Source organism: Pseudomonas marvdashtae, from assembly GCF_014268655.2.
GTDB classification, from domain to species: Bacteria; Pseudomonadota; Gammaproteobacteria; order Pseudomonadales; family Pseudomonadaceae; genus Aquipseudomonas; species Aquipseudomonas marvdashtae.
The window spans coordinates 744,221-767,809 of sequence record NZ_JABWQX020000001.1 but is presented as its reverse complement, the minus strand read 5'-3'; the positions used below and the strand labels follow the sequence as shown (position 1 = coordinate 767,809).

22 protein-coding genes are annotated in these 23,589 nt (G+C 58.9%); 4 read left to right on the top strand and 18 right to left on the bottom strand.

Going from position 1 to position 23,589, the window contains the following annotated elements; translation table 11 throughout:
- Window positions 1-3: 3 nt before the first annotated feature.
- From tpiA to rlmE, 5 genes are all read right to left on the bottom strand, one after another.
- Complete coding sequence (tpiA, locus tag HU742_RS03570; RefSeq protein WP_186612167.1) at window positions 4-759, bottom strand: triose-phosphate isomerase; 756 nt, start codon at window positions 757-759, stop codon at window positions 4-6.
- A 66-nt stretch (window positions 760-825) separates the two neighbouring features.
- Window positions 826-2,163: a phosphoglucosamine mutase gene (gene glmM / locus HU742_RS03565; RefSeq protein ID WP_186643929.1), complete on the bottom strand. Its 1,338-nt coding sequence runs from the start codon at window positions 2,161-2,163 to the stop codon at window positions 826-828.
- A 16-nt stretch (window positions 2,164-2,179) separates the two neighbouring features.
- Window positions 2,180-3,031: a dihydropteroate synthase gene (folP, locus tag HU742_RS03560; protein WP_186643931.1), complete on the bottom strand. Its 852-nt coding sequence runs from the start codon at window positions 3,029-3,031 to the stop codon at window positions 2,180-2,182.
- An 8-nt stretch (window positions 3,032-3,039) separates the two neighbouring features.
- Complete coding sequence (ftsH, locus tag HU742_RS03555) at window positions 3,040-4,950, bottom strand: ATP-dependent zinc metalloprotease FtsH (protein ID WP_186612170.1); 1,911 nt, start codon at window positions 4,948-4,950, stop codon at window positions 3,040-3,042.
- Window positions 4,951-5,149: 199 nt separating this feature from the next.
- On the bottom strand, window positions 5,150-5,782 hold the full coding sequence (rlmE, locus tag HU742_RS03550) for a 23S rRNA (uridine(2552)-2'-O)-methyltransferase RlmE (protein WP_186612171.1): 633 nt from the start codon (window positions 5,780-5,782) through the stop codon (window positions 5,150-5,152).
- A 108-nt stretch (window positions 5,783-5,890) separates the two neighbouring features.
- Here rlmE and HU742_RS03545 point away from each other — a divergent pair, with 108 nt between their 5' ends.
- Window positions 5,891-6,199: a YhbY family RNA-binding protein gene (locus HU742_RS03545; RefSeq protein ID WP_181287543.1), complete on the top strand. Its 309-nt coding sequence runs from the start codon at window positions 5,891-5,893 to the stop codon at window positions 6,197-6,199.
- Window positions 6,200-6,209: 10 nt separating this feature from the next.
- Here the strand turns inward: HU742_RS03545 and HU742_RS03540 are convergent, their stop codons facing one another.
- From HU742_RS03540 to grpE, 8 genes are all read right to left on the bottom strand, one after another.
- Window positions 6,210-6,614 carry an MFS transporter gene (locus HU742_RS03540; RefSeq protein ID WP_186639526.1) on the bottom strand — a complete coding sequence of 135 codons (405 nt, stop codon included), beginning with the start codon at window positions 6,612-6,614 and terminating at the stop codon, window positions 6,210-6,212.
- A 28-nt stretch (window positions 6,615-6,642) separates the two neighbouring features.
- Window positions 6,643-7,119, bottom strand: coding sequence for a transcription elongation factor GreA (gene greA / locus HU742_RS03535; protein WP_186639602.1), 477 nt, complete (start codon window positions 7,117-7,119; stop codon window positions 6,643-6,645).
- A gap of 2 nt (window positions 7,120-7,121) precedes the next feature.
- Window positions 7,122-10,343 carry a carbamoyl-phosphate synthase large subunit gene (gene carB / locus HU742_RS03530; protein ID WP_186639524.1) on the bottom strand — a complete coding sequence of 1,074 codons (3,222 nt, stop codon included), beginning with the start codon at window positions 10,341-10,343 and terminating at the stop codon, window positions 7,122-7,124.
- A gap of 105 nt (window positions 10,344-10,448) precedes the next feature.
- Window positions 10,449-11,585 carry a glutamine-hydrolyzing carbamoyl-phosphate synthase small subunit gene (gene carA, locus HU742_RS03525; RefSeq protein ID WP_186639522.1) on the bottom strand — a complete coding sequence of 379 codons (1,137 nt, stop codon included), beginning with the start codon at window positions 11,583-11,585 and terminating at the stop codon, window positions 10,449-10,451.
- Between the two features lie 255 nt (window positions 11,586-11,840).
- Window positions 11,841-12,647: a 4-hydroxy-tetrahydrodipicolinate reductase gene (gene dapB / locus HU742_RS03520; protein WP_186612176.1), complete on the bottom strand. Its 807-nt coding sequence runs from the start codon at window positions 12,645-12,647 to the stop codon at window positions 11,841-11,843.
- A gap of 9 nt (window positions 12,648-12,656) precedes the next feature.
- Window positions 12,657-13,781: a molecular chaperone DnaJ gene (gene dnaJ, locus HU742_RS03515; protein WP_030139779.1), complete on the bottom strand. Its 1,125-nt coding sequence runs from the start codon at window positions 13,779-13,781 to the stop codon at window positions 12,657-12,659.
- 321 nt (window positions 13,782-14,102) lie between these two features.
- Window positions 14,103-16,019, bottom strand: a complete 1,917-nt coding sequence (gene dnaK, locus HU742_RS03510) for a molecular chaperone DnaK (protein WP_186639520.1) — start codon at window positions 16,017-16,019, stop codon at window positions 14,103-14,105.
- Between the two features lie 101 nt (window positions 16,020-16,120).
- Window positions 16,121-16,687, bottom strand: coding sequence for a nucleotide exchange factor GrpE (gene grpE, locus HU742_RS03505; protein ID WP_039592327.1), 567 nt, complete (start codon window positions 16,685-16,687; stop codon window positions 16,121-16,123).
- Window positions 16,688-16,927: 240 nt separating this feature from the next.
- On the opposite strand from grpE, the gene recN reads away from it, so the two are divergent.
- Window positions 16,928-18,601 (top strand): DNA repair protein RecN, encoded by a 1,674-nt coding sequence (gene recN, locus HU742_RS03500; protein WP_186639518.1) that lies wholly within the window; start codon window positions 16,928-16,930, stop codon window positions 18,599-18,601.
- A gap of 75 nt (window positions 18,602-18,676) precedes the next feature.
- On the opposite strand, the gene fur is transcribed toward recN, so the two are convergent.
- Window positions 18,677-19,081 (bottom strand): ferric iron uptake transcriptional regulator, encoded by a 405-nt coding sequence (gene fur, locus HU742_RS03495; RefSeq protein WP_186612180.1) that lies wholly within the window; start codon window positions 19,079-19,081, stop codon window positions 18,677-18,679.
- A 97-nt stretch (window positions 19,082-19,178) separates the two neighbouring features.
- On the opposite strand from fur, the gene HU742_RS03490 reads away from it, so the two are divergent.
- On the top strand, window positions 19,179-19,706 hold the full coding sequence (locus HU742_RS03490) for an outer membrane protein assembly factor BamE (RefSeq protein WP_186643933.1): 528 nt from the start codon (window positions 19,179-19,181) through the stop codon (window positions 19,704-19,706).
- A gap of 61 nt (window positions 19,707-19,767) precedes the next feature.
- On the opposite strand, the gene HU742_RS03485 is transcribed toward HU742_RS03490, so the two are convergent.
- The 3 genes from HU742_RS03485 to HU742_RS03475 are packed head-to-tail and all read right to left on the bottom strand — an operon-like array spanning window position 19,768 to window position 21,921.
- Entirely contained in the window at window positions 19,768-20,070 is a 303-nt protein-coding gene (locus tag HU742_RS03485; RefSeq protein ID WP_186643934.1) for an RnfH family protein, read from the bottom strand.
- Window positions 20,067-20,510, bottom strand: a complete 444-nt coding sequence (locus HU742_RS03480; protein WP_186612183.1) for a type II toxin-antitoxin system RatA family toxin — start codon at window positions 20,508-20,510, stop codon at window positions 20,067-20,069. Before HU742_RS03480 ends, HU742_RS03485 begins: the two co-directional genes overlap by 4 nt.
- Before the next feature lie 7 nt (window positions 20,511-20,517).
- A complete protein-coding gene (locus HU742_RS03475; RefSeq protein ID WP_186639512.1) occupies window positions 20,518-21,921 on the bottom strand; it encodes a sodium-dependent transporter in 1,404 nt (467 codons plus the stop codon).
- A gap of 118 nt (window positions 21,922-22,039) precedes the next feature.
- Here HU742_RS03475 and smpB point away from each other — a divergent pair, with 118 nt between their 5' ends.
- Window positions 22,040-22,522: an SsrA-binding protein SmpB gene (gene smpB / locus HU742_RS03470; protein WP_186639510.1), complete on the top strand. Its 483-nt coding sequence runs from the start codon at window positions 22,040-22,042 to the stop codon at window positions 22,520-22,522.
- Between the two features lie 51 nt (window positions 22,523-22,573).
- Here the strand turns inward: smpB and HU742_RS03465 are convergent, their stop codons facing one another.
- Window positions 22,574-23,341, bottom strand: coding sequence for an FCD domain-containing protein (locus HU742_RS03465; protein ID WP_186643935.1), 768 nt, complete (start codon window positions 23,339-23,341; stop codon window positions 22,574-22,576).
- Window positions 23,342-23,589: the final 248 nt, after the last annotated feature.

Below are 23,589 nucleotides of genomic sequence, written 5' to 3'. Positions count from 1 at the left end.
TTTTCAGTTTCCCGCGGCGCGACAGATCGCACCGAACTCATCTGCATTCAGGGAAGCTCCACCAATGAGCCCCCCATCGATATCCGGCATGCCGAACAGTTCGACCGCATTGGCCGCCTTCACGCTGCCGCCGTATAGAAGCCGCACACCTCGTGCCACTTCAGAATTTTCTGCCGCTAACTGCGCGCGGATGGCTGCGTGCACATCCTGCGCCTGTTGCGGCGAAGCAGTCAGTCCGGTACCGATGGCCCAGACTGGCTCATAAGCGATGACCGCCTTTGCAAAAGCACCGACGCCCAGGTCTTCGATGATGCTGCCCAGCTGACGCCCGACAACTTCAAGTGTCTTTCCGGACTCACGCTGCTCGAGGGTTTCCCCTACGCACAACACCGGAATCAGACCGCAGGCCTGTGCTGCCGCAAATTTCCGGATCAAGGCTTTGTCCTGCTCGCCCATGATCATGCGGCGCTCGGAGTGCCCGACCAGGACCAAGGAACAACCTGCATCGACGAGCTGGCTCGGCGCAATCTCGCCGGTCAACGCGCCTTGCATGGATTCCACCGCAGAATTCTGCGCGCCGACCGAAATCGACTTGCCTTTCAAGCCATCAACCACTTGATTGATATACAGGCAAGGCGGGAATACCGCGACATCAACACCGCTTGGCAAGGCCAGATTGCGAAGGCCTTTGATCAGCTCAGCGACGCTGGCGCGGGTACCGTGCATCTTCCAGTTACCAGCTACCATAGGGCGACGCATGCTGTACCTCGTCGGTCAAAGTGGGCGCAGATGTTACCCAACCGATTCATGACTGGCAAGCCGAATTCAGGCAGAAACTTCAGTAACAAGTTTTGCCAGCTCTTCAGCATAACCGCGGACCTGTGCTTCATCCTCGCCTTCGACCATGACACGCACCAAAGGCTCTGTACCCGACTTGCGCAACAACACGCGCCCACGCCCAGCCATTGCCTGGGTTACACGCTCGCCGGCCTGCTTGACCGTCGGGTGCTCGATAGGATTTGCACCGCCGCCGAAACGTACGTTGATCAGTACTTGCGGACACTTGCGCAATGCCTGTCGCGACTGCGCAAGACCTTCGTTGCGCGCCTTGAGGGCCATCAGCACTTGCAGGGCGGCAATAATCGCATCACCAGTGGTGGTATGGTCGAAGCAGACAATGTGCCCCGAGTTCTCGCCACCAATCACCCAGTTGCGCTCCAGCAGCTCCGAGATGACATAGCGGTCACCCACATTGGCGCGCACAAAGGGTATGTCCAGGTCCGCCAGGGCCAACTCGAGCCCAAGGTTGCTCATCAATGTACCAACAACCCCGCCCTGCAGCTTGCCGCGCCCGTGCAGGTCGCGCGCGATGATGAACAGCAGCTCATCACCATCAACGACCGTGCCCGTGTGATCGACCATCAGCACGCGGTCGCCGTCACCATCGAAGGCAATGCCGAGATCGGCATGCTCGGCCAATACAGCCGCCTGCAAAGCCTCGGTATGAGTAGAACCGCAGTTGTGGTTGATGTTCAGCCCATTAGGCTGGGCCGAGAGCACCACCACTTCGGCACCCAGCTCACGAAAAACGCTTGGCGCGACCTTATAGGTTGCGCCATGAGCACAGTCGACAACGATCTTCAGACCGGAAAAACTGGTACCCGTCGGAACACTGCCCTTGCAGAATTCGATGTAGCGACCCGATGCATCGTTGATCCGAGACACCTTGCCGATCTTGCTCGACTCGACCACGGTCATTGGCGCGTCCAGCAACTCCTCGATCATCAGCTCGATTTCGTCCGGCAGCTTGGTGCCCTTGCCAGAGAAAAACTTGATACCGTTGTCGTCATGAGGATTATGCGAAGCGCTGATCACAATGCCTGCCTGCGCCTGGAATGTCCGAGTCAGGTAGGCGATGGCTGGCGTAGGCATCGGCCCGAGCAGCATGACATCGGCACCCGCCGACGTCAGACCGGCTTCCAGAGCCGATTCGAACATATACCCGGATATTCGCGTGTCCTTGCCAACCAGCACTTTGCACGCGCCCATTTTTCGGAACGCCATCCCAGCGGCCCAGCCGAGCTTGAGCATGAAATCAGGGGTAATGGGGTATTCGCCGACCCGACCACGAATCCCGTCGGTGCCAAAGTATTTTTTGCTCATAAGTGCTCCATCATTCTTATTCGGCTGAATCCACTGCTGCGATCATCCGCACGACATCCATTGTTTCGACTACGTCATGCACCCGCAATATGCGCGCACCTTTTGTAATAGCCAAGGCGGCGAGTGCCAGACCGCCATGCAGGCGCTCTCCCACCGGACGACCCAACGCATTGCCTATCATGCTCTTTCGCGAGACACCGACCAACAGCGGCCGCCCCAGGGCATGCAAGGCTTCCATATGCTTGAACAGGCTCAGATTGTGCGCCAATGTCTTCGCAAAGCCGAACCCGGGATCGAGAATGATCCGCTCGGCAGGGATGCCGGCGCCGGCACACTGGCTCATGCGATCCGCCAGGAACTCACCGACTTCGCGGGTTACATTGCCGTAATGCGGGTCATTCTGCATCGTTCCGGGCTCGCCAAGCATGTGCATCAGGCACACAGGCAACCCCGTGGCAGCAGCAGCATCCAACGCGCCATCACGCCGTAACGAGCGAACGTCATTGATCAATCCCGCCCCCAAGCGCGCCGCCTCGCGCATGACCGCAGGCGTGGACGTATCGACTGAGATGATGACATCCAGCTCGCGATGTATGCGCTCGACAATTGGCGCCACTCGCTCCAGCTCCTCGGTAGGCGAAACCGCACGCGCACCGGGACGGGTCGACTCACCGCCTACATCGATCAGCGTTGCCCCGGCCGATACCATGGCCTCGGCATGCCGTAATGCAGCGTCGAGCTGGCTGAATCGTCCGCCATCGGAAAAGGAATCGGGAGTGACATTAAGAATGCCCATGACATGCGTATGGGCTAAATCAAGAACCCGGTTGCCGCAAGGCAACCGGGTCGAGGACTGGACAGAAGTCATTTCAAGCCTTAGACGTCGGCAGCCGGACCGCCGATGGGTGTTTCCGGACGCTCGCCCTGCACCGCCGGCGGCGTACCGGAGGTACCCGTGCCACCAGACCAATCGCGAGGCTCACGCGGCGTGCGGCCCGCCATGATGTCGTCGATCTGCTCGGCATCGATGGTTTCATACTTCATCAAGGCATCAGCCATGGCGTCCAGCTTGTCGCGGTTATCCGTGAGGATCTGCTTGGCCGTCCCGTAGCACTGGTCAATGATGCTGCGAACCTCGGAGTCGATCAGCTTGGCTGTCTCACCCGAGAAGCTTGCATGTTGGCCGCCACCACCGCGACCGAGGAACACTTCGCCCTCTTCTTCGGCATACATCAACGGCCCCAGCTTCTCGGACAAGCCCCACTTGGTGACCATGTTCCGCGCGATCTGGCTAGCCCGCATGATGTCGTTCGACGCACCCGTCGTCACGCCATCGAAGCCCAGCGTCATTTCTTCAGCGATACGGCCGCCGTACAGCGAGCAGATCTGGCTGATCAACGCGCGCTTGGACAGGCTGTAGCGATCTTCTTCCGGAAGGAACATCGTCACGCCCAGCGCACGACCGCGCGGGATGATCGAGACCTTGTACACCGGATCATGCTCAGGCACTACGCGACCAACGATAGCGTGACCCGCCTCGTGGTAAGCCGTGTTCTGCTTTTCCTTCTCCGACATGACCATCGATTTGCGCTCGGCGCCCATCATGATCTTGTCCTTGGCCAACTCGAATTCCTTCATTTCCACGACGCGCTTGCCGGAACGGGCAGCGAACAGCGACGCTTCGTTTACCAGGTTCGCCAGATCGGCACCGGAGAACCCCGGCGTACCACGAGCGATGACCGCTGGAGCGACATCATCGCCCATCGGAACCTTGCGCATATGAACCTTGAGGATCTGCTCGCGACCGCGGATGTCCGGCAGCCCCACAACGACCTGACGGTCAAAACGGCCCGGACGCAACAGCGCAGGGTCGAGCACGTCCGGACGGTTGGTGGCGGCAATCACGATGATGCCGTCGTTCATTTCGAAACCATCCATCTCTACCAGCAACTGGTTGAGGGTTTGCTCGCGTTCGTCATGGCCACCGCCCATGCCCGCGCCACGATGACGACCGACGGCATCGATTTCGTCGATGAAGATAATGCAGGGGGCGTGCTTCTTGGCCTGCTCGAACATGTCACGAACACGGCTGGCGCCCACGCCGACGAACATCTCAACGAAATCGGAGCCGGAGATCGTGAAGAAAGGCACTTTCGCTTCACCGGCAATCGCCTTGGCCAGCAAGGTTTTACCAGTACCGGGTGGCCCGACCATCAGTACGCCGCGTGGAATACGGCCGCCCAGGCGCTGGAATTTGCCCGGATCGCGCAAGAACTCAACCAGCTCACCCACTTCTTCCTTGGCTTCGTCGCAACCCGCGACGTCGGCCAATGTGGTTTTGACCTGGTCCTCGGACAGTAGTCGAGCCTTGCTCTTGCCGAAACTCATCGGCCCGCCCTTGCCTCCGGCTCCGCCCTGCATCTGGCGCATAAAGAACATGAAGACCGCAATGATGACGAGGATAGGGAAGCTCGCAACCAGAAGCTGGGTCCAGATACTTTGCTGCTCAGGCTGCTTGCCTTCAATAACGACATGGTTGTCCACCAGGTCGCCGATCAGGCCGTTGTCCTGGATCGCCGGACGAATGGTCTTGAAGTTGTCACCATCGGTGCGCTTGCCGGTAATCACATAGCCATCAACGGCTACGCGCTCGACCTTGCCTTCCTTGACCTGCTGGAGGAAGTCGGAATAGTTGAGGGTCTGCGGCTCGTTAGGACTGGAGAAGTTGTTCATCACGGTCACGAGGACTGCAGCGATGATCAACCACAGGATCAGATTCTTTGCCATATCGTTCAATTAACTACCCTCTGAAGCAAGCTCCGCTACTGGCGCGCGCTTCGCATGATATTCACCGGCCTAACTTACTACATTACCTACGACTTGGCAGGCGCCGTCTGTAACCCTTTGTGAAACACTTTCTACACAATATTCGCTAATGCTGACGGGACGAAATACGAAAAACCTATCGCCCCGGTCGAAAAACCTCTTATTCCTCACTGCGCCCGCGGAAACCACGGCCCAGCAGGTACTGCTCACGGGAGCGATCACGCGATGATTTCGGTTTACGCGTCGTGACCTTCTCGAACTGCTTGCGCACGCTCTTGTGGTATTCGTCGAAGCCTTCACCCTGGAAGACCTTGATCAAAAAATCACCACCTGGCTTCAACACCCGAGTCGCAAGATCCAGTGCCAACTCGCACAGGAACATCGATCGCGGCATATCAACAGACGCCAGTCCACTCATATTGGGGGCCATATCGGAAATCACAAGGTCCACCTCGTTTTTTCCGACCGCTTCAAGGATATTCGCCAGTACGGCGTCCTCGGTAAAGTCGCCCTGAATGAAGGTCACATCCGGGATGCTGTCCATTTCCAGGATATCGGAAGCGATCAGTGTGCCTTGCCCACCAATCAGACGACTGGTCACTTGGGACCAGCCACCCGGGGCGGCGCCCAAGTCGATCACGCTCATGCCTGGACGGATCAAACGGTCTCTTTCCTGAATTTCCAACAGCTTGTAGCTGGCACGGGAGCGATACCCGTCTTTTTGCGCCATTTTCACGAATGGGTCGTTGAAATGCTCTTGCAGCCATTTAAGACTTGTCTTGGAACGGGCCACGGGCCACCTCTGAAATATTAAATCGGGTCGTGATTAACTGGGCGGTCCCGGACTCGCTCGGGTAAACTGGCCGCCGCTTTTTACAAGATCAGACGCAGGGGTCAGATTATGCCGCTCACTCAAGAGCAGAAGAAACAATACAAATCCATTGGCCACCATCTGAAACCGGTTTTGACTGTGGCTGACAACGGTTTGACTGAAGGTGTACTCGCCGAACTGGAGCGCGCCCTGGGTGACCATGAGCTGATCAAGATCAAGCTCAACATCCTGGATCGCGAAGCCCGCCTGGCTGCCGTTGCCGAGTTGTGCAAAGTCGGGAAGGCAGACCTGGTGCAGGTCATCGGCAAAATGGCACTGATTTATCGCAAGAATTTCAGCGTCAACAAGCAACTGTCGAACGTTCACCGCTTCAAGTGATGCCAAAGGGTCAAGGGTGTGCTTCGCGCACCCTGCCGCTCCAACCGGGAGCCGGCTGCAAGACCAGCACCAATCCGGAGAAACCCAATACCAGATAACTGAATACCTGCCATTGCGTTGCATCGGGCCAACCGAGGCGTACCGCCAGGAACATCCCGCACCCATACAACGACATGAGCAGCAATTGCCCACGAATGTCGCGCCAAAGACTGCCAAGGCCCTCGGCCTGAACCAGCACCAAAGCCTGAAACAATATGCACGCTGCGGAAAACCCTACCAGCAGCGCCGTCAGCATACCCCCGATTTCATCGATGAGCAGCGGAGCCAGGCCGATTCGGCCCAGCACCGGTAGCAGACCGATGTGCAACAACCAGACGCCGCCCACCCATAACATCTGAGTGAGCTGCCAGATCATGGCACCCGCACGCAGCGGGCGCCTTCGTTCAGATGTGACGGACTTCGACAATCTCGTACTCGATGACACCGCTCGGCGTCTTCACGGCCACAACATCACCCTCTTCCTTGGCAATCAAGGCGCGGGCAAGTGGCGAACCAACGGAGATTTTGCCGAGCTTGAAGTCGGCCTCATCCTCGCCAACGATCTGGTAGGTGACGCGCTCATCGGTCTCGACGTTGGCGATTTCCACGGTGGTGCCGAAAATCACTTTGCCGGTGTGCGGGATCGATGTGACGTCAATGATCACCGCATTCTGCATGCGGCCTTCGATGTCACGGACGCGCGCCTCAACCATGCCTTGCTCCTCTCGGGCAGCATGGTATTCGGCGTTTTCCTTGAGATCGCCCAGCTCACGCGCTTCACCGATAGCCTGGCTCAAGCGCGGGCGCTCGACCTTGGTCAGGAAAGCGTGTTCTTCTTCCAGGGCCTTCGCGCCCTGAACGGTCATCGGATACTTGGTTATGCTCATGCCTTCAATCCTGCATGTAGATCCTGCAAGCGACGTACGGTCTTCTCAGGTCCGAACTTGAGCGCTTCGCAGATCGCTTCGCCGGCAGCAATGGTCGTGGTGCAGTAGATTTTATGCTGCAGCGCATTGCGACGAATGGAATAGGAATCGGCAATCGACTGACGACCTTCGGTGGTGTTGATGATCAACGTGACTTCGTCATTCTTGATCATGTCGACCACGTGCGGACGCCCCTCGGTCACCTTGTTCACGCGACGCACTTTCAGGCCCGCCGCCTCGATCAGCTTGGCGGTACCGGCAGTGGCGACCACTTCGAAACCCAAGTTGATCAGATCTCGGGCCACGCCTGCAACCAGTGGCTTGTCGTCATCACGCACACTTATAAAAGCCGTGCCGCCGGTTGGCAGAACTTCGCTGGCGCCCATTTGCGCCTTGGCAAAGGCTTCTCCGAAGGTATCGCCCACGCCCATCACTTCACCGGTGGACTTCATCTCTGGGCCGAGGATCGGGTCAACACCAGGGAACTTGGCGAACGGGAACACCGCCTCTTTCACACTGTAGAAGTTCGGAATGATTTCCTTGGTGAAATTCAGCTCTTTCAGGGTCTTACCCGCCATGACCCGCGCAGCGATCATTGCCAGGGAGACGCCGATGCACTTGGAGACAAACGGCACGGTACGGGAAGCGCGCGGGTTGACTTCAATGACGTAGATGTCTTCGCCTTGAAGCGCCAGCTGTACGTTCATCAAACCGATGACGCCGAGCTCCAAGGCCATCTTCTTGACCTGCTCGCGCATTTCGTCCTGGATATGGGCTGGCAGCGAGTATGGCGGCAGCGAACAGGCGGAGTCACCAGAGTGAACGCCAGCTTGCTCGATGTGCTGCATGATCGCGCCGATCACTACATCCTTACCGTCGCTGACCGCATCCACGTCCATTTCAATGGCGCAGTTGAGGAAGTGATCAAGCAGAACCGGGCTGTCGTTGGACACCTGGACCGCTTCGCGCAGGTAGCGCTTGAGCTCGTCTTCCTGGTAGACGATTTCCATCGCACGGCCGCCCAGCACATAGGACGGACGCACCACCAGCGGGTAACCGATCTTGCCGGCGGCACGAATCGCTTCGTCTTCGCTGCGCACGGTGGCGTTCGGCGGCTGGCGCAGGTTCAGACGCTCGACCATCTGCTGGAAGCGCTCGCGGTCTTCGGCGCGGTCGATGGCGTCTGGGCTGGTGCCGATGATCGGCACGCCAGCAGCTTCAAGCGCACGGGCCAGTTTCAGCGGCGTCTGGCCGCCGTACTGGACGATCACGCCTTTTGGCTTCTCGACACGGACGATTTCCAGCACGTCTTCCAAGGTGACCGGCTCGAAGTACAGGCGATCGGAAGTGTCGTAGTCGGTGGAGACGGTTTCCGGGTTGCAGTTGACCATGATGGTTTCGTAACCATCCTCACGCAATGCCAGGGCAGCGTGCACGCAGCAGTAGTCGAACTCGATGCCCTGGCCGATCCGGTTAGGACCGCCGCCCAGGATCATGATCTTGTCGCGGTTCGAAGGTGCGGCTTCGCATTCTTCTTCATACGTGGAGTACAGGTAGGCGGTGTCGGTGGCGAACTCGGCCGCGCAGGTGTCGACGCGCTTGTAGACCGGGAACACGTCCAGCTTGTGACGATGAGCGCGCAGGCTCTTCTCGGTCACACCCAGCAGCTTGGCCAGGCGCATGTCGGAGAAGCCCTTGCGCTTGAGGCCCAGCATCGTGTTGCGGTCGATGCTGGACATACCCAGGGTCTTGACCTTCTCTTCTTCCTTGATCAGATCTTCGATCTGTACCAGGAACCAAGGGTCGATCATGTTCATGTCGAAAATTTGCTCGACAGTCATGCCGGCGCGGAAGGCATCCGCCACATACCAGATACGCTCGGCGCCCGGCACGGTCAGCTCGCGCTTGAGCTCGCTCATGGCGTCCGGATGGCTCAGGTCCAGCTTCGGATCGAGGCCACAGACACCCACTTCCAGGCCGCGAAGGGCTTTCTGAAGGGATTCCTGGAAGGTCCGACCAATGGCCATGACTTCACCGACCGACTTCATTTGAGTGGTCAGGCGGGCATCGGCCTTGGCGAATTTTTCGAAGGCGAAACGCGGCAGCTTGGTCACTACGTAGTCAATGGACGGCTCGAAGGACGCCGGGGTCTTGCCGCCGGTGATGTCGTTCGACAGTTCGTCCAGGGTGTAGCCGACTGCCAGCTTGGCGGCGACCTTGGCGATCGGGAAACCGGTGGCTTTCGAGGCCAGGGCCGACGAACGGGATACGCGCGGGTTCATCTCGATGACCACCATGCGGCCGGTGTTCGGGCAGATGCCGAACTGGACGTTGGAGCCGCCGGTTTCCACGCCGATCTCGCGCAGCACCGCCAGGGAGGCGTTACGCAGGATCTGGTATTCCTTGTCGGTCAGGGTCTGGGCCGGCGCAACGGTGATCGAGTCACCGGTGTGCACGCCCATCGGGTCGAAGTTCTCGATGGAGCAGACGATGATGCAGTTGTCCTTTTTGTCGCGGACAACTTCCATTTCGTATTCTTTCCAGCCGATCAGGGATTCGTCGATCAGCAGTTCCTTGGTCGGCGACAAGTCGAGACCCCGGGCGCAGATTTCTTCGAACTCTTCACGGTTGTAGGCGATGCCACCACCGGTGCCGCCCATGGTGAAGGATGGACGGATGATGCATGGGAAGCCAAGGCGTTCCAGGACTGCGTTGGCCTCGTCCATGTTGTGGGCGATGCCCGAGCGCGGGCAGTCCAGGCCGATGGATTTCATCGCCTTGTCGAAACGCGAACGGTCTTCAGCCTTGTCGATGGTGTCGGCATTGGCGCCGATCATTTCCACACCAAACTTCTCCAGGACGCCTTCGCGCTCCAGGTCCAGGGCGCAGTTCAGCGCGGTCTGGCCACCCATGGTCGGCAGCAGCGCGTCCGGACGTTCCTTCTCGATGATCTTGGCAACAGTCTGCCACTTGATCGGCTCGATGTAGGTGGCGTCGGCCATCGACGGGTCGGTCATGATGGTGGCCGGGTTGGAGTTCACCAGGATGACGCGGTAGCCCTCTTCGCGCAGGGCTTTACAGGCCTGGGCGCCGGAGTAGTCGAATTCGCAGGCCTGGCCGATCACGATCGGGCCAGCGCCGAGAATCAGGATGCTTTTTATGTCTGTACGTTTTGGCATGGGTTTGTCACTCAAATCCGCAGGTCAGTCGGCTAGGCCGTCGAACAATCTTTGAAGCGCCCGAGGGGGCCGCCGGTTTCGGGGCCGCCCTCAGGCTTCACGCGGTCAGCGTCGCTTGGCCATCTCATTGATGAAGCGATCGAACAGCGGCGCCACATCGTTCGGGCCCGGGCTCGCCTCAGGGTGACCCTGGAAGCTGAACGCGCTCTTGTCGGTACGCTCGATGCCTTGCAGCGTGCCGTCGAACAGCGATTTGTGGATGGCCCGTACGTTGGCCGGCAGGGTCGCCTCGTCAACCGCAAAACCGTGGTTCTGACTGGTGATCATGACGACGCCGGTGTCCAGGTCCTGAACCGGGTGGTTGGCACCGTGGTGGCCGTGGCCCATTTTCAGGGTCTTGGCACCCGAAGCCAGGGCCAGCAACTGGTGCCCCAGACAGATACCGAATACCGGAATCTCGGTTTCCAGCACGTCCTTGATCGCCTGAATCGCGTAGTCGCAAGGCTCCGGGTCACCCGGGCCGTTGGACAGGAACACACCGTCGGGCTTGAGGGCCAGGACGTCGGCGGCCGGGGTTTGGGCCGGCACCACGGTGACGCGGCAACCGCGCGCTACCAACATGCGCAGGATGTTCAGCTTGACGCCGTAATCGTAGGCAACGACGTGATACGGCAGCTCGGAAGCCTCGATCGTCGCGTGGCTATCGGTTTTCAGGTCCCAGACCGAGGAGCGCCACTCGTACTGTTTCTTGGTGCTGACGACTTTCGCCAGGTCCATCCCCTTGAGCCCTGGGAAACCCTGGGCAGCGGCAATGGCGGCCTCGTCGGAAATATTGTCGCCGGCCATGATGCAGCCGTTCTGCGCGCCTTTTTCCCGAAGAATGCGGGTCAGGCGACGGGTGTCGATACCGGCGATCGCCACGACATTGTTGGCTTTCAGGTAGTCGGACAGGGACATCTTGTTACGCCAGTTGCTCGCTACCAGCGGCAGGTCGCGAATCACCAGGCCAGCGGACCAGACACGATCGGACTCGGCATCTTCCGGCGTGGTGCCGGTATTGCCGATATGCGGGTAAGTCAGGGTAACGATTTGTTGGGCGTAGGAAGGATCGGTAAGAATTTCCTGATAGCCGGTCATTGCGGTGTTAAACACCACCTCACCAACGGTCTGACCGTCGGCTCCAATGGCTTCGCCGCGAAAAATGCTGCCATCAGCAAGGGCGAGTATGGCTGGCTTAGTCAAGAAGACCTCCCGTAAATAAAGCCTGAAAGGGCGATCGCAGGTTGTAAAAAAGCGGAGTGACGTATGGACACGTCACCCCGCTTGTTCACTGAATTATTCTGCGCGCTTTTAGTGGACACACTAAAGCTGTAGCTTACAGAAAAAGGCTTTTTTGGTCCACCGCTAATGAGCCTTAAAGGCAGGGGAATGCGACAGGTCGTCGCGAAGCGGTTTAAAACGGGGCTCAGTATAACCTGAACCCCGCTATTAATGGCATCAACGCAGGTCGAGAACGTCCTGCATGTCGTACAGGCCAGGCTCACAACCATCCAGCCACAGCGCAGCCCGCACGGCGCCCTTGGCGAAGGTCATCCGGCTCGACGCTTTATGGGTGATCTCCAGGCGCTCGCCTTCAGTGGCGAACAGCACCGTGTGATCACCTACTACATCGCCGCCACGCACGGTCGCGAAACCGATGGTGTCGCGCTCCCGCGCACCGGTATGGCCCTGGCGCCCGTATACGGCCACTTCCTGCAGGTCACGACCCAGCGCATCGGCAATCACTTCACCCATGCGCAACGCGGTTCCAGAAGGCGCGTCGATCTTGTGTCGATGATGCGCCTCGATAATTTCGATATCCGCATCATCGCCCAAGACCCGAGCGGTCAGGTCCAGCAACTTCAGTGACAGGTTCACGCCCACGCTGAAATTCGCCGCGAACACGATCGGAATATCTTTGCCGGCCTCAGCCAACAATTCCTTTTGCGCCGCATCCAGGCCGGTCGTGCCGATCACCATGGCCTTGCCGGCCTTGCGGCAGATGGCGAGGTTTTTCAGCATGACTTCAGGCAGGGTGAAATCGATCAATACATCGAACTCGTCGAGCACCTTTTCCAGCCCACCGGACATCGGTACGCCGATACGTCCAATCGAAGCCAACTCGCCAGCATCAGCCCCCACCAACGTACTGTCGGGCCGGACAATGGCAGCCGTCAGGCCCGAAAGCGGCGAACGCTGCTGCACCGCTTCGACCAGCGCCTTGCCCATGCGCCCCGCGGCGCCCATCACAGCTATACGTCGCATGCCCACTCCTTACAGGTCGCCGAAGAAGCGCTTCACGCCTTCGAACCAACCGGTGGTTTTCGGCGAGTGACTGTTGTCATCCGCCAGGGAGCTACGGAACTCTTCCAGCAATTCCCGCTGGCGCCGGCTCAGGTTCACCGGCGTTTCCACCGCAACGCGGCACATCAGGTCGCCTGCACCACCGCCCCGCACTGGCGCTACGCCTTTGCCGCGGATCCGGAACTGCTTGCCGGTTTGCGTCCCCTCGGGAATCTTCAGCTTGACGCGACCATCGAGGGTCGGAATCTCAAGCTCGCCGCCCAATGCCGCATCGACGAAACTGATCGGTACTTCACAGAACAGATGTTTGCCGTCGCGCTGGAAGATCGCGTGCTCACGTACGTTGATCACGACGTACAAGTCGCCAGTCGGACCGCCCTGGGCCCCCGCCTCGCCTTCGCCAGATAGGCGAATGCGATCACCGGTATCGACACCGGCCGGCACTTTCACCGACAGCGTCTTGTACTCTTCAACACGCCCTTCGCCGTGGCAGGAGTCGCACGGATCGGAAATGATCTTGCCTTGGCCGTGGCAACGCGGGCAGGTCTGCTGAACCGAGAAGAAGCCCTGTTGCATGCGGACCTGGCCAATGCCACCACAGGTGGGGCAAGTAACGGGCGAAGAGCCCTTCTTGGCACCCGAACCGTCACATGGCTTGCAGTTGACCAGCGTCGGAACCCGGATATTGACCGTGGTACCGCGCACCGCCTCTTCCAGGTTCAGTTCCAGGGTGTAGCGCAGATCGCTGCCACGCTGAGCACCACCACGGGCACCGCCACGACCGCCGCCGAAGAAATCGCTGAACACATCGCCGAAAATATCGGAGAAATTCTGGCCGCCAAAACCGGCACCGCCACCGCCCATGCTCGGGTCGACACCGGCATGACCGTACTGGTCGTAAGCCGCGCGCTTGCTGGAGTCGGACAGGACTTCATAGGCCTCGTTGGCCTCCTTGAACATCTCTTCCGATGCCTTGTCGCCGGGATTACGGTCAGGGTGATGCTTCATCGCGAGACGGCGGTAGGCCTTCTTCAGCTCTGCCTCGCTGGCCCCCCGCTCAACACCCAATACTTCGTAAAAGTCACGCTTTGCCATTAGTCTTTGCACTCTTATAGGACGTTCGGCAAACCCCTCCTGAGCCTCGCCAAACTCGTTGAGCCCCAATACAGGCCCGGACCCAACTCACGTCGATTCAACGATCCTGGTCATAAATCTTTCAGCCAGGGACCCGGCCAAAATGCGGTGCACGTTGCCCGGGAAGCAGGAGCATCCCCGAACACACCGCCAGCACCCAAGCTTGTCGCATGCTGTAAAAATTCACTGGCTCCAGACACGCCAACGCGGGAGCAAGCTCCCGCGCGGCGACATCCTACCAGCCACCGCACAAACGCAGTCAACCGGCCGACCAACAAGCAGTTACTTGTTGTCTTTCACTTCTTCGAACTCGGCGTCGACGACGTCATCGGCTTTCTGGGCCGATTCGCCTTGCTGCGCTGCACCTTCAGCTGGCTGGGCCTGCTCGGCATACATCTTCTGAGCCACTGGCGCGGAGACTTTCGACAGCTCTTCGATCTTCGCTTCGATGGCGGCCTTGTCGTCGCCTTTGACGGCAGCCTCAAGGGCAACCACGGCAGCTTCGATCGCGGTCTTCTCTTCAGCGGTCACTTTGTCACCGGCATCGGCAACCATCTTGCGAGTCGAGTGAACCAAGGCGTCGCCCTGGTTACGAGCGCTGGCCAGCTCTTCAAACTTGCGGTCTTCCTCGGCGTTGACTTCAGCGTCGCGAACCATTTGCTGAATTTCTTCCTCGGACAGACCGGAGTTGGCCTTGATCACGATCGACTGGGTCTTGCCAGTAGCCTTGTCTTTCGCGCCGACGTGCAGGATGCCGTTGGCGTCGATGTCGAAGGTCACTTCGATCTGAGGCACACCGCGTGGCGCTGGCGGAATCTCAGCCAGGTCGAACTTGCCCAGGGACTTGTTCTGGGTAGCCTGCTTGCGCTCACCCTGCAGCACGTGGATGGTCACGGCGTTCTGGTTGTCATCGGCCGTCGAGAACACTTGGGATTTCTTGGTAGGAATCGTGGTGTTTTTCTCGATCAGCGCGGTCATCACGCCGCCCATGGTTTCGATACCCAGGGTCAGCGGGCTGACATCGAGCAGCAGAACGTCTTTCACGTCACCGGCCAGAACGGCGCCTTGGATGGCAGCACCCATGGCAACGGCTTCGTCCGGGTTCACGTCCTTGCGCGCTTCTTTACCGAAGAAATCGGTAACCAGCTTCTGGACCAGCGGCATACGGGTCTGGCCGCCGACCAGGATGACGTCGTTGATCTTGCCAACGTCGATACCGGCATCCTTCATGGCAATGCGGCAAGGTTCGATGGTGCGCTGAACCAGATCTTCCACCAGCGCTTCGAGCTTGGCGCGGGAGATCTTCACGTTCAAGTGCTTAGGACCGGTAGCGTCTGCGGTGATGTACGGCAGGTTCACGTCGGTCGACTGGCTCGAGGACAGTTCGATCTTGGCTTTTTCGGCGGCTTCTTTCAGGCGCTGCATGGCCAGCGGGTCGCCCTTGAGGTTCATGCCGCTTTCTTTCTTGAATTCATCGACGAGGTAGTCGATCAGGCGGATGTCGAAGTCTTCACCACCCAGGAACGTGTCACCGTTGGTAGCCAACACTTCGAACTGATGCTCGCCGTCGACTTCAGCGATCTCGATCACGGAGACGTCGAAAGTACCGCCACCCAGGTCGTAAACGATCACGGTGTGATCGCCCTTGCCCTTGTCCATACCGTAGGCCAGCGCGGCCGCGGTCGGTTCGTTGATGATACGTTTTACTTCCAGGCCCGCGATGCGACCGGCGTCTTTGGTTGCCTGGCGCTGGCTGTCGTTGAAGTAGGCAGGAACGGTAATGACCGCTTCAGTCACTGCCTCGCCGAGATAATCTTCGGCGGTTTTCTTCATTTTCTTGAGGATTTCAGCCGAGATCTGTGGCGGCGCCATTTTCTGGCCGTTCACTTCAACCCAGGCGTCGCCATTGTCAGCCTTGGCGATTTTGTAAGGGACCATCTTGATGTCTTTCTGAACGACTTCTTCGTCGAACTTGCGACCGATCAGACGCTTCACCGCGTACAGGGTGTTATGCGGATTGGTCACAGCCTGGCGCTTGGCGGACTGGCCAACCAGGATCTCGCCATCGTTGGCGTACGCAATGATGGACGGCGTGGTGCGCGCGCCCTCAGCGTTCTCAATAACTTTGGCCTTGCCGTTTTCCAGCACGGAGACGCACGAGTTGGTGGTCCCCAGGTCGATACCGATAATCTTGCCCATGTTAACTCTCCCGGAACTTGGATTTTGTTGCCGCAGCAGTGGTGGCTAACTGCGGTAGCACTTAAACGCTTGACTTCTTAATGGGGCCGCTGCGCCCGATTTCAAGCCTGCTCATCAATAGAAGGCGAAACCGGTGCTGGCGCCTTGCTCACCACGACCATGGCCGGGCGCAACAGGCGACCGTTGAGCAGGTAGCCCTTCTGGAATACTTTCAGCACACTGTTCGGCTCGACGTCTGCGCTTTCCTGCATCGCCATGGCCTGATGGTGCTCGGCATTGAAGGGTTCGCCGTGTGGATCGATCGCCTCAAGCTGATACCGCTTGAGGGTGTCCTGGAACATTTTCAGGGTCAGCTCGATGCCTTCGCGCATCGGACGAATGTTCTCGTCGTCCGGGTTGGACAGCTCCAGGCCGCGCTCCAGGCTGTCGATGATCGGCAGCAGGTCGCCGGCGAAACGCTCCAGGGCGAATTTGTGGGCTTTTTCCACGTCTTGCTCGGCGCGGCGGCGGACATTCTGCAGGTCGGCTGCTACACGCAACGCCTGGTCCTGCGCACCGGCCAGTTGCTCTTCGAGCACTTGTACACGTGCCGCCAGGTCTTCACCCGAATCCTGGGGAGCCTGATTGGCGTCTAGATTTTGCGTGTCCTGCGTCTGTTCGTCAGCCATAGATTTCTCCTTTCAACTTCGTCCGCGAGCTCGACTCGCGCTTCTGCCCGGATATATGGGGCCAGCTTTTCCAGCTTCAAGGGTCGCGCGACGAATTAACCTTACAAAAAACAGCTGCATATCCTTCGCTTCAGCGCTAAGAATTTCGATTATCCAAGCAAATCGAGCTAAGCGAGGGCATTGTCAGCCAGAAACAAAACACTGTATAAATAACCAGACCTAATGCCTGGGAGCGGCCTTATGCTGGTGCACCTGTCCGTACACAACTATGCCATCGTCGAACACCTCGACCTCGAACTCGACCGGGGCATGAGCGTGATAACCGGTGAAACCGGCGCCGGCAAATCGATCATGCTCGATGCCTTGGGCCTGACCCTAGGCGATCGCGCCGACAGCGGCGTGGTGCGCCCTGGCGCGGACAAGGCCGACATCCTGGCAACGTTTGACCTGGTCGACATTCCCGAAGCCAGCGCCTGGTTGACCGAACGCGACCTGGACAACGATGGCCTGTGCATCCTGCGGCGGGTCATCACTGCAGAGGGTCGCTCCCGTGGCTATATCAACGGCACGCCCTGTCCGCTGGGAGATCTCAAGGCCCTCGGTGAATTGCTGATCGACATCCACAGTCAGCATGAACACCAATCCCTGCTCAAGACCGACACCCACAGGCGCTTGCTCGACGAGTATGCCGGAGCCACCGACCTGGCCCGCCAGGTTCACCTGGCAGCCCAACGCTGGCGCCAGACCCGGCAGGAACTGGATCGCCTCTCCAACTCCGGCGACGAACAACGCGCCCGTCACCAGTTGTTGAGCTATCAACTCGAAGAGTTGGAAAACCTGGCCCTGGGTGAAAACGAGCTGGAGGAGCTGGAGCAGGAGCACAAGAACCTGACCAACGCGGAAGCGTTGCTAGGCATTTGCCGGCAAGTGGTCGAGCAATGCAGTGAAAGCGATTCAGGCAATGTGCTGAGTGCGCTGACCGCAAGCCTTAACCGACTCTCCAGCGTCAGCAATTCGGTGGGGGCATTGGGCGAGGCAAGCAACCTGCTGACCAGCGCGCAGATCCAGGTCGAAGAAGCAGTCGGGGAGCTGAACCGGTTCCTTGATCATTTCGATGCCGACCCGGCGCGGCTTCAATATCTGGAAGAACGCCTGGACACTATCTATACATTGGCGCGCAAGCATCGTATCCAGCCAACCGATGTCGTCGAACTGCAGCAACGCCTGCTGGAAGAATTGGAAACCCTTAACGCCAACGATGAATCCATCGAACGCCTCGGGGACGAATTGGCCTCCTACGCGCGCCATTACCAGGAAAAGGCCAACGAACTCAGCGAACTGCGCCGACAAGCTGCAACCGGCTTGGCCAGCGCCGTAGAACAGGAAATCCAACGCCTGGGCATGCCCGGCGGCCGGTTTACCATCGAACTGCGCCCCAACGCTGGCGATGAACTTCAACCCAACGGACTGGAGCAGGTGGAGCTGCTGGTCAGCGCCAACCCCGGGCAACCGCTCAAGGCACTGGCAAAAGTAGCGTCCGGGGGTGAACTGTCGCGCATCAGCCTGGCGATCCAGGTCATTACGGCGCAAACCTCGCGGGTGCCGACGTTGGTATTCGACGAAGTGGACGTGGGCATCGGCGGCCCTACGGCGGAAATCGTCGGCCAGTTGCTACGCAGGCTGGGCGAGCGCGGGCAGGTTCTGACAGTGACCCACTTGCCTCAAGTCGCCGCCCAGGGGCACCAGCATCTGTTTGTCCATAAGGTGCGTGGCGAGGACGCGACTCGTACCGCCGTGTCCAAGCTGAACAAGAACGAGCGCGTGGAAGAAGTGGCACGGATGCTCGGAGGCATCGACCTGACCAAAGAGTCCTTGGCGCACGCTAAAAAAATGGTGGTGGCGGCGAAAATCTAGAAGACGCCGCAAAGCAAGAAGGCGACCCGAGGGTCGCCTTCTTTCGTTTTGGGGGCTTTCGCCCACGCGACGAGCTTATTTGCGCTTGCGTACATGCAGGACGAGATGGTGATCGATCAGCTCGAAACCATACTCATCAGCAATCGCTTGTTGCAGTTTTTCGATTTCAGGACTGATGAACTCGATAACTTCCCGGGTTTCCACGTCCACCATGTGGTCGTGGTGCTCCCCGTCAGCCAATTCAAAGACAGCATGACCGCCATCAAAATTATGACGTGCCACCAACCCCGCAGCCTCGAATTGAGTCAGGACACGGTAAACCGTGGCCAGACCGACGTCCTCGCCAGCTTCCATGAGCGCCTTGTAGACGTCTTCGGCACTCATGTGGCGTTGCTCGGCGGAATCGAGCATTTGCAGAATCTTGACCCTTGGCAGGGTCACTTTGAGGCCGGCTTTGCGTAGTTCGCTATTTTCAACCATGGTCAGCTTTCTCGCGATGCTGCTTCGCAGCTTCTCTTAATGCGGGTATGATCGGCGTTTACGTTGTCCCAGCCAAGATAGTGGAAGTCGCCCACCGATGCAAAACACCAAGCTCTTGCTAACCAGTTTCACCTTCGTGGGACTGCTCGCACTCGCCGGTTGTTCATTCCCCGGGGTTTACAAAATCGACATCCAGCAGGGCAATGTCGTCACGCAGGACATGATAGACCAGTTACGCCCGGGAATGACCCGCCGGCAAGTACGGTTTATCATGGGCAATCCCCTGCTGACCGACACGTTCCATGCCGATCGCTGGGATTACCTGTACAGCTTGCAGCCAGGTGGCGGTGAGCGGCAACAAGAACGCATCAGCGTTATCTTCAGCCCTGACGACCAGCTCGTCAGCCTGTCGGGCGATTTCATGCCTGGCGTGAGCCGGGATGAGGCCATCATGGGCAAGGACAGTGGCACCACAGTCACCGATCCGACCCAGAATGCCGATCAGCCGAAACCGGAAAAGCCGGCCAAGCCAGGCTCGTTGCTGGACCAGATCCAGAAGGACGTGGACAACGTCGAGACCGTACCTGTCCCGACACCAGAACCTCTGGATACCTCGCCGCAATAAATTGCGGCAATAAAAAACCCGGCATTGCCGGGTTTTTTTATTGCCTGCGATCCAGACCAGGTCATTGATCTGCCTGACGAGCCTGGGCAGCCTTGGCCGCTCGCAGGCGACGGATTTCTTTCGGATCAGCCAACAAAGGCCGATAAATTTCGAGTCGATCAGCCGATTGCACTACCTGCCGCTCCGGATCCGCAACCACTTTGCCAAAGATCCCGACAGGAACAGTGGCCAGGTCCAACTCTGGCAACGCTTCTGCAATGCCCGATGCCGCCAGCGCGGCGCGAACACTCGTACCCTCCTGCACAGCAAACGCACGGAGGATCTGGCGCTCGGCGCTGGCACACACCACTTCTATCTCGATCACCGCTTGAGCTCTGCATTTTGCTTGGCACGCTGGCAAAACGCATCGACCAGGGTATTGGCCGCCTGGTTGAACAGCGGCCCCAATGTCGCGCGCACCAGCGGCCCGGCGTAATCGAACGAAAGATCCAAGCTGATCTTGCAGGCCTTTTCACCCAGTGACTTGAACACCCAGACGCCATGGAGCTGATTGAACGGCCCCTCTTCAAGGTTCATCTCGATGGATTGCCCCGGCACCAAGGTGTTGCGCGTGACGAAGTGCTGGCTCAGTCCGCCCTTGGCAACGTTTAGGCTGGCGCGCATATGGGTTTCAGAGCTTTCAAGCACCTCGGCGGACGAACACCAGGGCAGAAACTCCGGATAACTCGCCACGTCATTGACCAAGTCGTACAGCGCCTGCGCCGGGTAAGGCAGCAACGCTGAGCGTTGAATATGTGTCGTCATGTAAGCGTCACTTCCACAGCTGGGCGGCAAACACTACGAGGATGCCGATGGGCGCCACATAGCGCATCAAGAACAGGCTCAAGGCGAACAATACAGGACTGCGCAGTGACAATTCATCACGCACGGCTTCACGACCCATGATCCAACCCGCAAACACCACGAAGCACAAACCACCCAATGGCAGCATGATCCGTGATGTAAAGAAATCGATCACGCCGAAGAAATCCAGCCCTCCGGTTGCTCCCCACTGATAGAGATGGAACAGCCCGTCTTCGTTCACGAAAAACTTGGCCTGCTTCCAAATATTGAAGGAAAATACGGTCCCCAACCCCACGAACCAGCAGGTGAAAGCCAGCCAGAACGTGACCCAGGCGCGACTAAGACGGGTTCGTTCAACCAGATAGGCCACCATCGGCTCCAGCAGGGAAATGGCCGAACTCCAGGCGGCAATCGCCACCAGGACAAAAAACACCACGCCCATTACTTGACCGAACGCCATGCTGCCAAAGGCAAACGGCAAGCTGACGAACATCAGCCCGGGCCCCTCGCTGGGGTTCAGGCCAGCGGCGAACACAATCGGAAACAATGCCACCCCAGCCAGCAGCGACACAAAGGTGTCCAGCAACGCAACGCCGACAACCGTCTTGGTCAGCGACGCGCTCTTGGGCATGTAGGCACCGTAGATCATGATCGAGCCAACCCCCACGCTCAGGGAGAAGAACGCGTGGCCCATGGCCGGCAGCAGACCCTCCATGACCTTTTCCGGTTTGAAATCGAACATGAAATGCACGCCCTCCATGAAATGCCCGGTGGTCATGCTGTAGCCCAGCAGCACCAGGATCATCACGAAAAGGAGCGGCATCATGATCCGCAGGCTACGCTCAAGCCCCGCGACCACGCCTCGGGCAATCACCACGGCGGAGAGCACCATGAACAGTGTGTGCCAGAGTGTCAGCCGCCAAGGATCGGCAATCACATTGCCGAAGTACGCGCCGACCTGGTCGGGCGTCGCGCCTTGGAAATCCCCTCGCCCCATATCGATGATGTAGTCCAGAGACCAGCCGCCGACGACGCTATAGAAAGACAGGATCAACAATGCCGTGACCATTCCGGCGAACGCGCCCCAGGACCACTTCGGCGAGTGCCCCGCCTCCAGCGCGAGCACCTTCAAGGCGTTGGCCGGGCTTTGCCGGGCGCGACGACCGATCAGCGTTTCCGCCAGCATGACCGGCGCGCCAATGAGCGCAATGCAGGCCAGGAACATCAATACAAAGGCGCCGCCCCCATAGACGCCGACCATGTACGGAAACTTCCAGATACTACCCAGGCCCACGGCCGAACCGGTCGCGGCGAATATGAAGACCCAGCGGCTAGCCCAACTGCCGTGGACAGAAACCTTGTCTGTCGACATCGTGATCACGCCCAAGCGTTCAAAAAAGAGGCCGCATTGTCCGGGATTCATTCAACCTGCTCAAGCACGCAGCTTCACCGTAGCCGACACGCACGCAACTGCCTATAATGCCGCCCCTATGGCTAAACAGAAGAAACACCCCACAGGGACCATCGCGCAAAACAAAAAGGCGCGACACGATTACTTCATCGAACAACGTTTCGAGGCTGGCATGGTCCTGGCCGGCTGGGAAGTAAAGAGCTTGCGTGCCGGCAAGGCGCAACTGGTCGACAGTTATGTCCTGCTCAAGGACGGCGAAGCCTGGCTGCTCGGCAGTCATATAACGCCGCTGACCACCGCCAGCACCCACGTCATCGCCGACCCGACGCGCTCGCGAAAGCTGCTGCTCAACAAGCGGGAGCTGGAGAAGCTCTTCTCGTCCGTGCAGCAGAAAGGCTACGCCTGCGTCTGCACGTCGCTGTACTGGAGCAAGCACCTGATCAAGTGCGAGATCGCGCTAGGCAAGGGCAAGAAGGAATACGACAAGCGCGATACCGAACGCGAACGCGATGCCGGTCGCGAACTGCAGCGCGCGGTGCGCAACAAGGGCAAGGAAGATTAGCCTGGGATTATCTGTGGGAGCAGGCTCGCTCCCACGGGATCCGCTGCGTGTCTACATTCCTTTGCGTCGTTCCGCTCGCGCCACGCGCTGTACTTCCTGACGAACCTCTTCGAGCACTTCCTGCACATACAGGATATGTCGACTGGACACCTCTCGCGCCAGCTCGGCGTGCCCACCCATGATTGCTTGATACAGCTCCCGATGCTGACTGATCAGCATGTCGCGGGTCTCGCTGCGCTGCTTGTACATGCCGCCGATGTTGGTGACGACGTTGCGCTTGAGCAGGTCGAACAGGCCGCGAATGGTGTGCAGCAAGACCGCGTTATGACTGGCCTCGGCGATTGCCAGATGGAACCGGGCATCCGCCGCCCCCTCTTCCGCCCGACTCACTTCGTCGTGGCGGGAATAACAATCCTGCAACTCGTCGAATGCCGCCGTCAGCCGCTCGCGATCGACATCCGTGGCCCGCAGCGCCGCGTAATAGGCACAGGACGCTTCCAGCGTGTGGCGGAACTCCAACAAGTCACGTTGTGCTTCGGGGTTGCTCTCCAGCAATTGCAGCAACGGATCGCTGAATGTCGAGCCCAGGGAATCCACGACATAGTTCCCCCCACCCTGACGACTGACCAGCAGCCCTTTCGCCGCCAGTTTCTGGATCGCCTCGCGCAAAGAAGGGCGTGATACACCGAACTGTTCGGCCAAGGTCCGCTCGGCCGGCAGCCGCTCGCCGGACTTCAACGTGCCCTCCAGGATCATGCCTTCAAGCCGCTCGACAATATCGTCAGACAAACGGCGCTGACGAATTTGATCAAACCCCATAACTCGACTCTCCACGAACCCGACGGCTCGCCGGGCCCTCTATTCTGGCCCATCCGGGCTCCGTCCACACCCACCATAACCATTAACGCCAGCAGATCAGATGCCGTCTGTACCGCTTATTCGACGAAAGTTTCAGGGCGGCAAATTGACACACGACAACCAAGGCTTTTACCCTAGCCAACAGCGCTTGTAAATTGGTATTACCAATTATCCAGAACGCTTACCAGTGCCTGACCAACAACAATTAG

Coding starts and splice junctions, on each gene's coding strand:
- tpiA (WP_186612167.1), bottom strand. CDS start 759: ATGCGTCGCCCTATGGTAGCTGGTAACTGGAAGATGCACGGTACCCGC.
- glmM (WP_186643929.1), bottom strand. CDS start 2,163: ATGAGCAAAAAATACTTTGGCACCGACGGGATTCGTGGTCGGGTCGGC.
- folP (WP_186643931.1), bottom strand. CDS start 3,031: ATGACTTCTGTCCAGTCCTCGACCCGGTTGCCTTGCGGCAACCGGGTT.
- ftsH (WP_186612170.1), bottom strand. CDS start 4,950: ATGGCAAAGAATCTGATCCTGTGGTTGATCATCGCTGCAGTCCTCGTG.
- HU742_RS03545 (WP_181287543.1), top strand. CDS start 5,891: ATGCCGCTCACTCAAGAGCAGAAGAAACAATACAAATCCATTGGCCAC.
- HU742_RS03540 (WP_186639526.1), bottom strand. CDS start 6,614: ATGATCTGGCAGCTCACTCAGATGTTATGGGTGGGCGGCGTCTGGTTG.
- carB (WP_186639524.1), bottom strand. CDS start 10,343: ATGCCAAAACGTACAGACATAAAAAGCATCCTGATTCTCGGCGCTGGC.
- dapB (WP_186612176.1), bottom strand. CDS start 12,647: ATGCGACGTATAGCTGTGATGGGCGCCGCGGGGCGCATGGGCAAGGCG.
- dnaJ (WP_030139779.1), bottom strand. CDS start 13,781: ATGGCAAAGCGTGACTTTTACGAAGTATTGGGTGTTGAGCGGGGGGCC.
- dnaK (WP_186639520.1), bottom strand. CDS start 16,019: ATGGGCAAGATTATCGGTATCGACCTGGGGACCACCAACTCGTGCGTC.
- grpE (WP_039592327.1), bottom strand. CDS start 16,687: ATGGCTGACGAACAGACGCAGGACACGCAAAATCTAGACGCCAATCAG.
- recN (WP_186639518.1), top strand. CDS start 16,928: ATGCTGGTGCACCTGTCCGTACACAACTATGCCATCGTCGAACACCTC.
- fur (WP_186612180.1), bottom strand. CDS start 19,081: ATGGTTGAAAATAGCGAACTACGCAAAGCCGGCCTCAAAGTGACCCTG.
- HU742_RS03490 (WP_186643933.1), top strand. CDS start 19,179: ATGCAAAACACCAAGCTCTTGCTAACCAGTTTCACCTTCGTGGGACTG.
- HU742_RS03480 (WP_186612183.1), bottom strand. CDS start 20,510: ATGACGACACATATTCAACGCTCAGCGTTGCTGCCTTACCCGGCGCAG.
- HU742_RS03475 (WP_186639512.1), bottom strand. CDS start 21,921: ATGTCGACAGACAAGGTTTCTGTCCACGGCAGTTGGGCTAGCCGCTGG.
- smpB (WP_186639510.1), top strand. CDS start 22,040: ATGGCTAAACAGAAGAAACACCCCACAGGGACCATCGCGCAAAACAAA.
- HU742_RS03465 (WP_186643935.1), bottom strand. CDS start 23,341: ATGGGGTTTGATCAAATTCGTCAGCGCCGTTTGTCTGACGATATTGTC.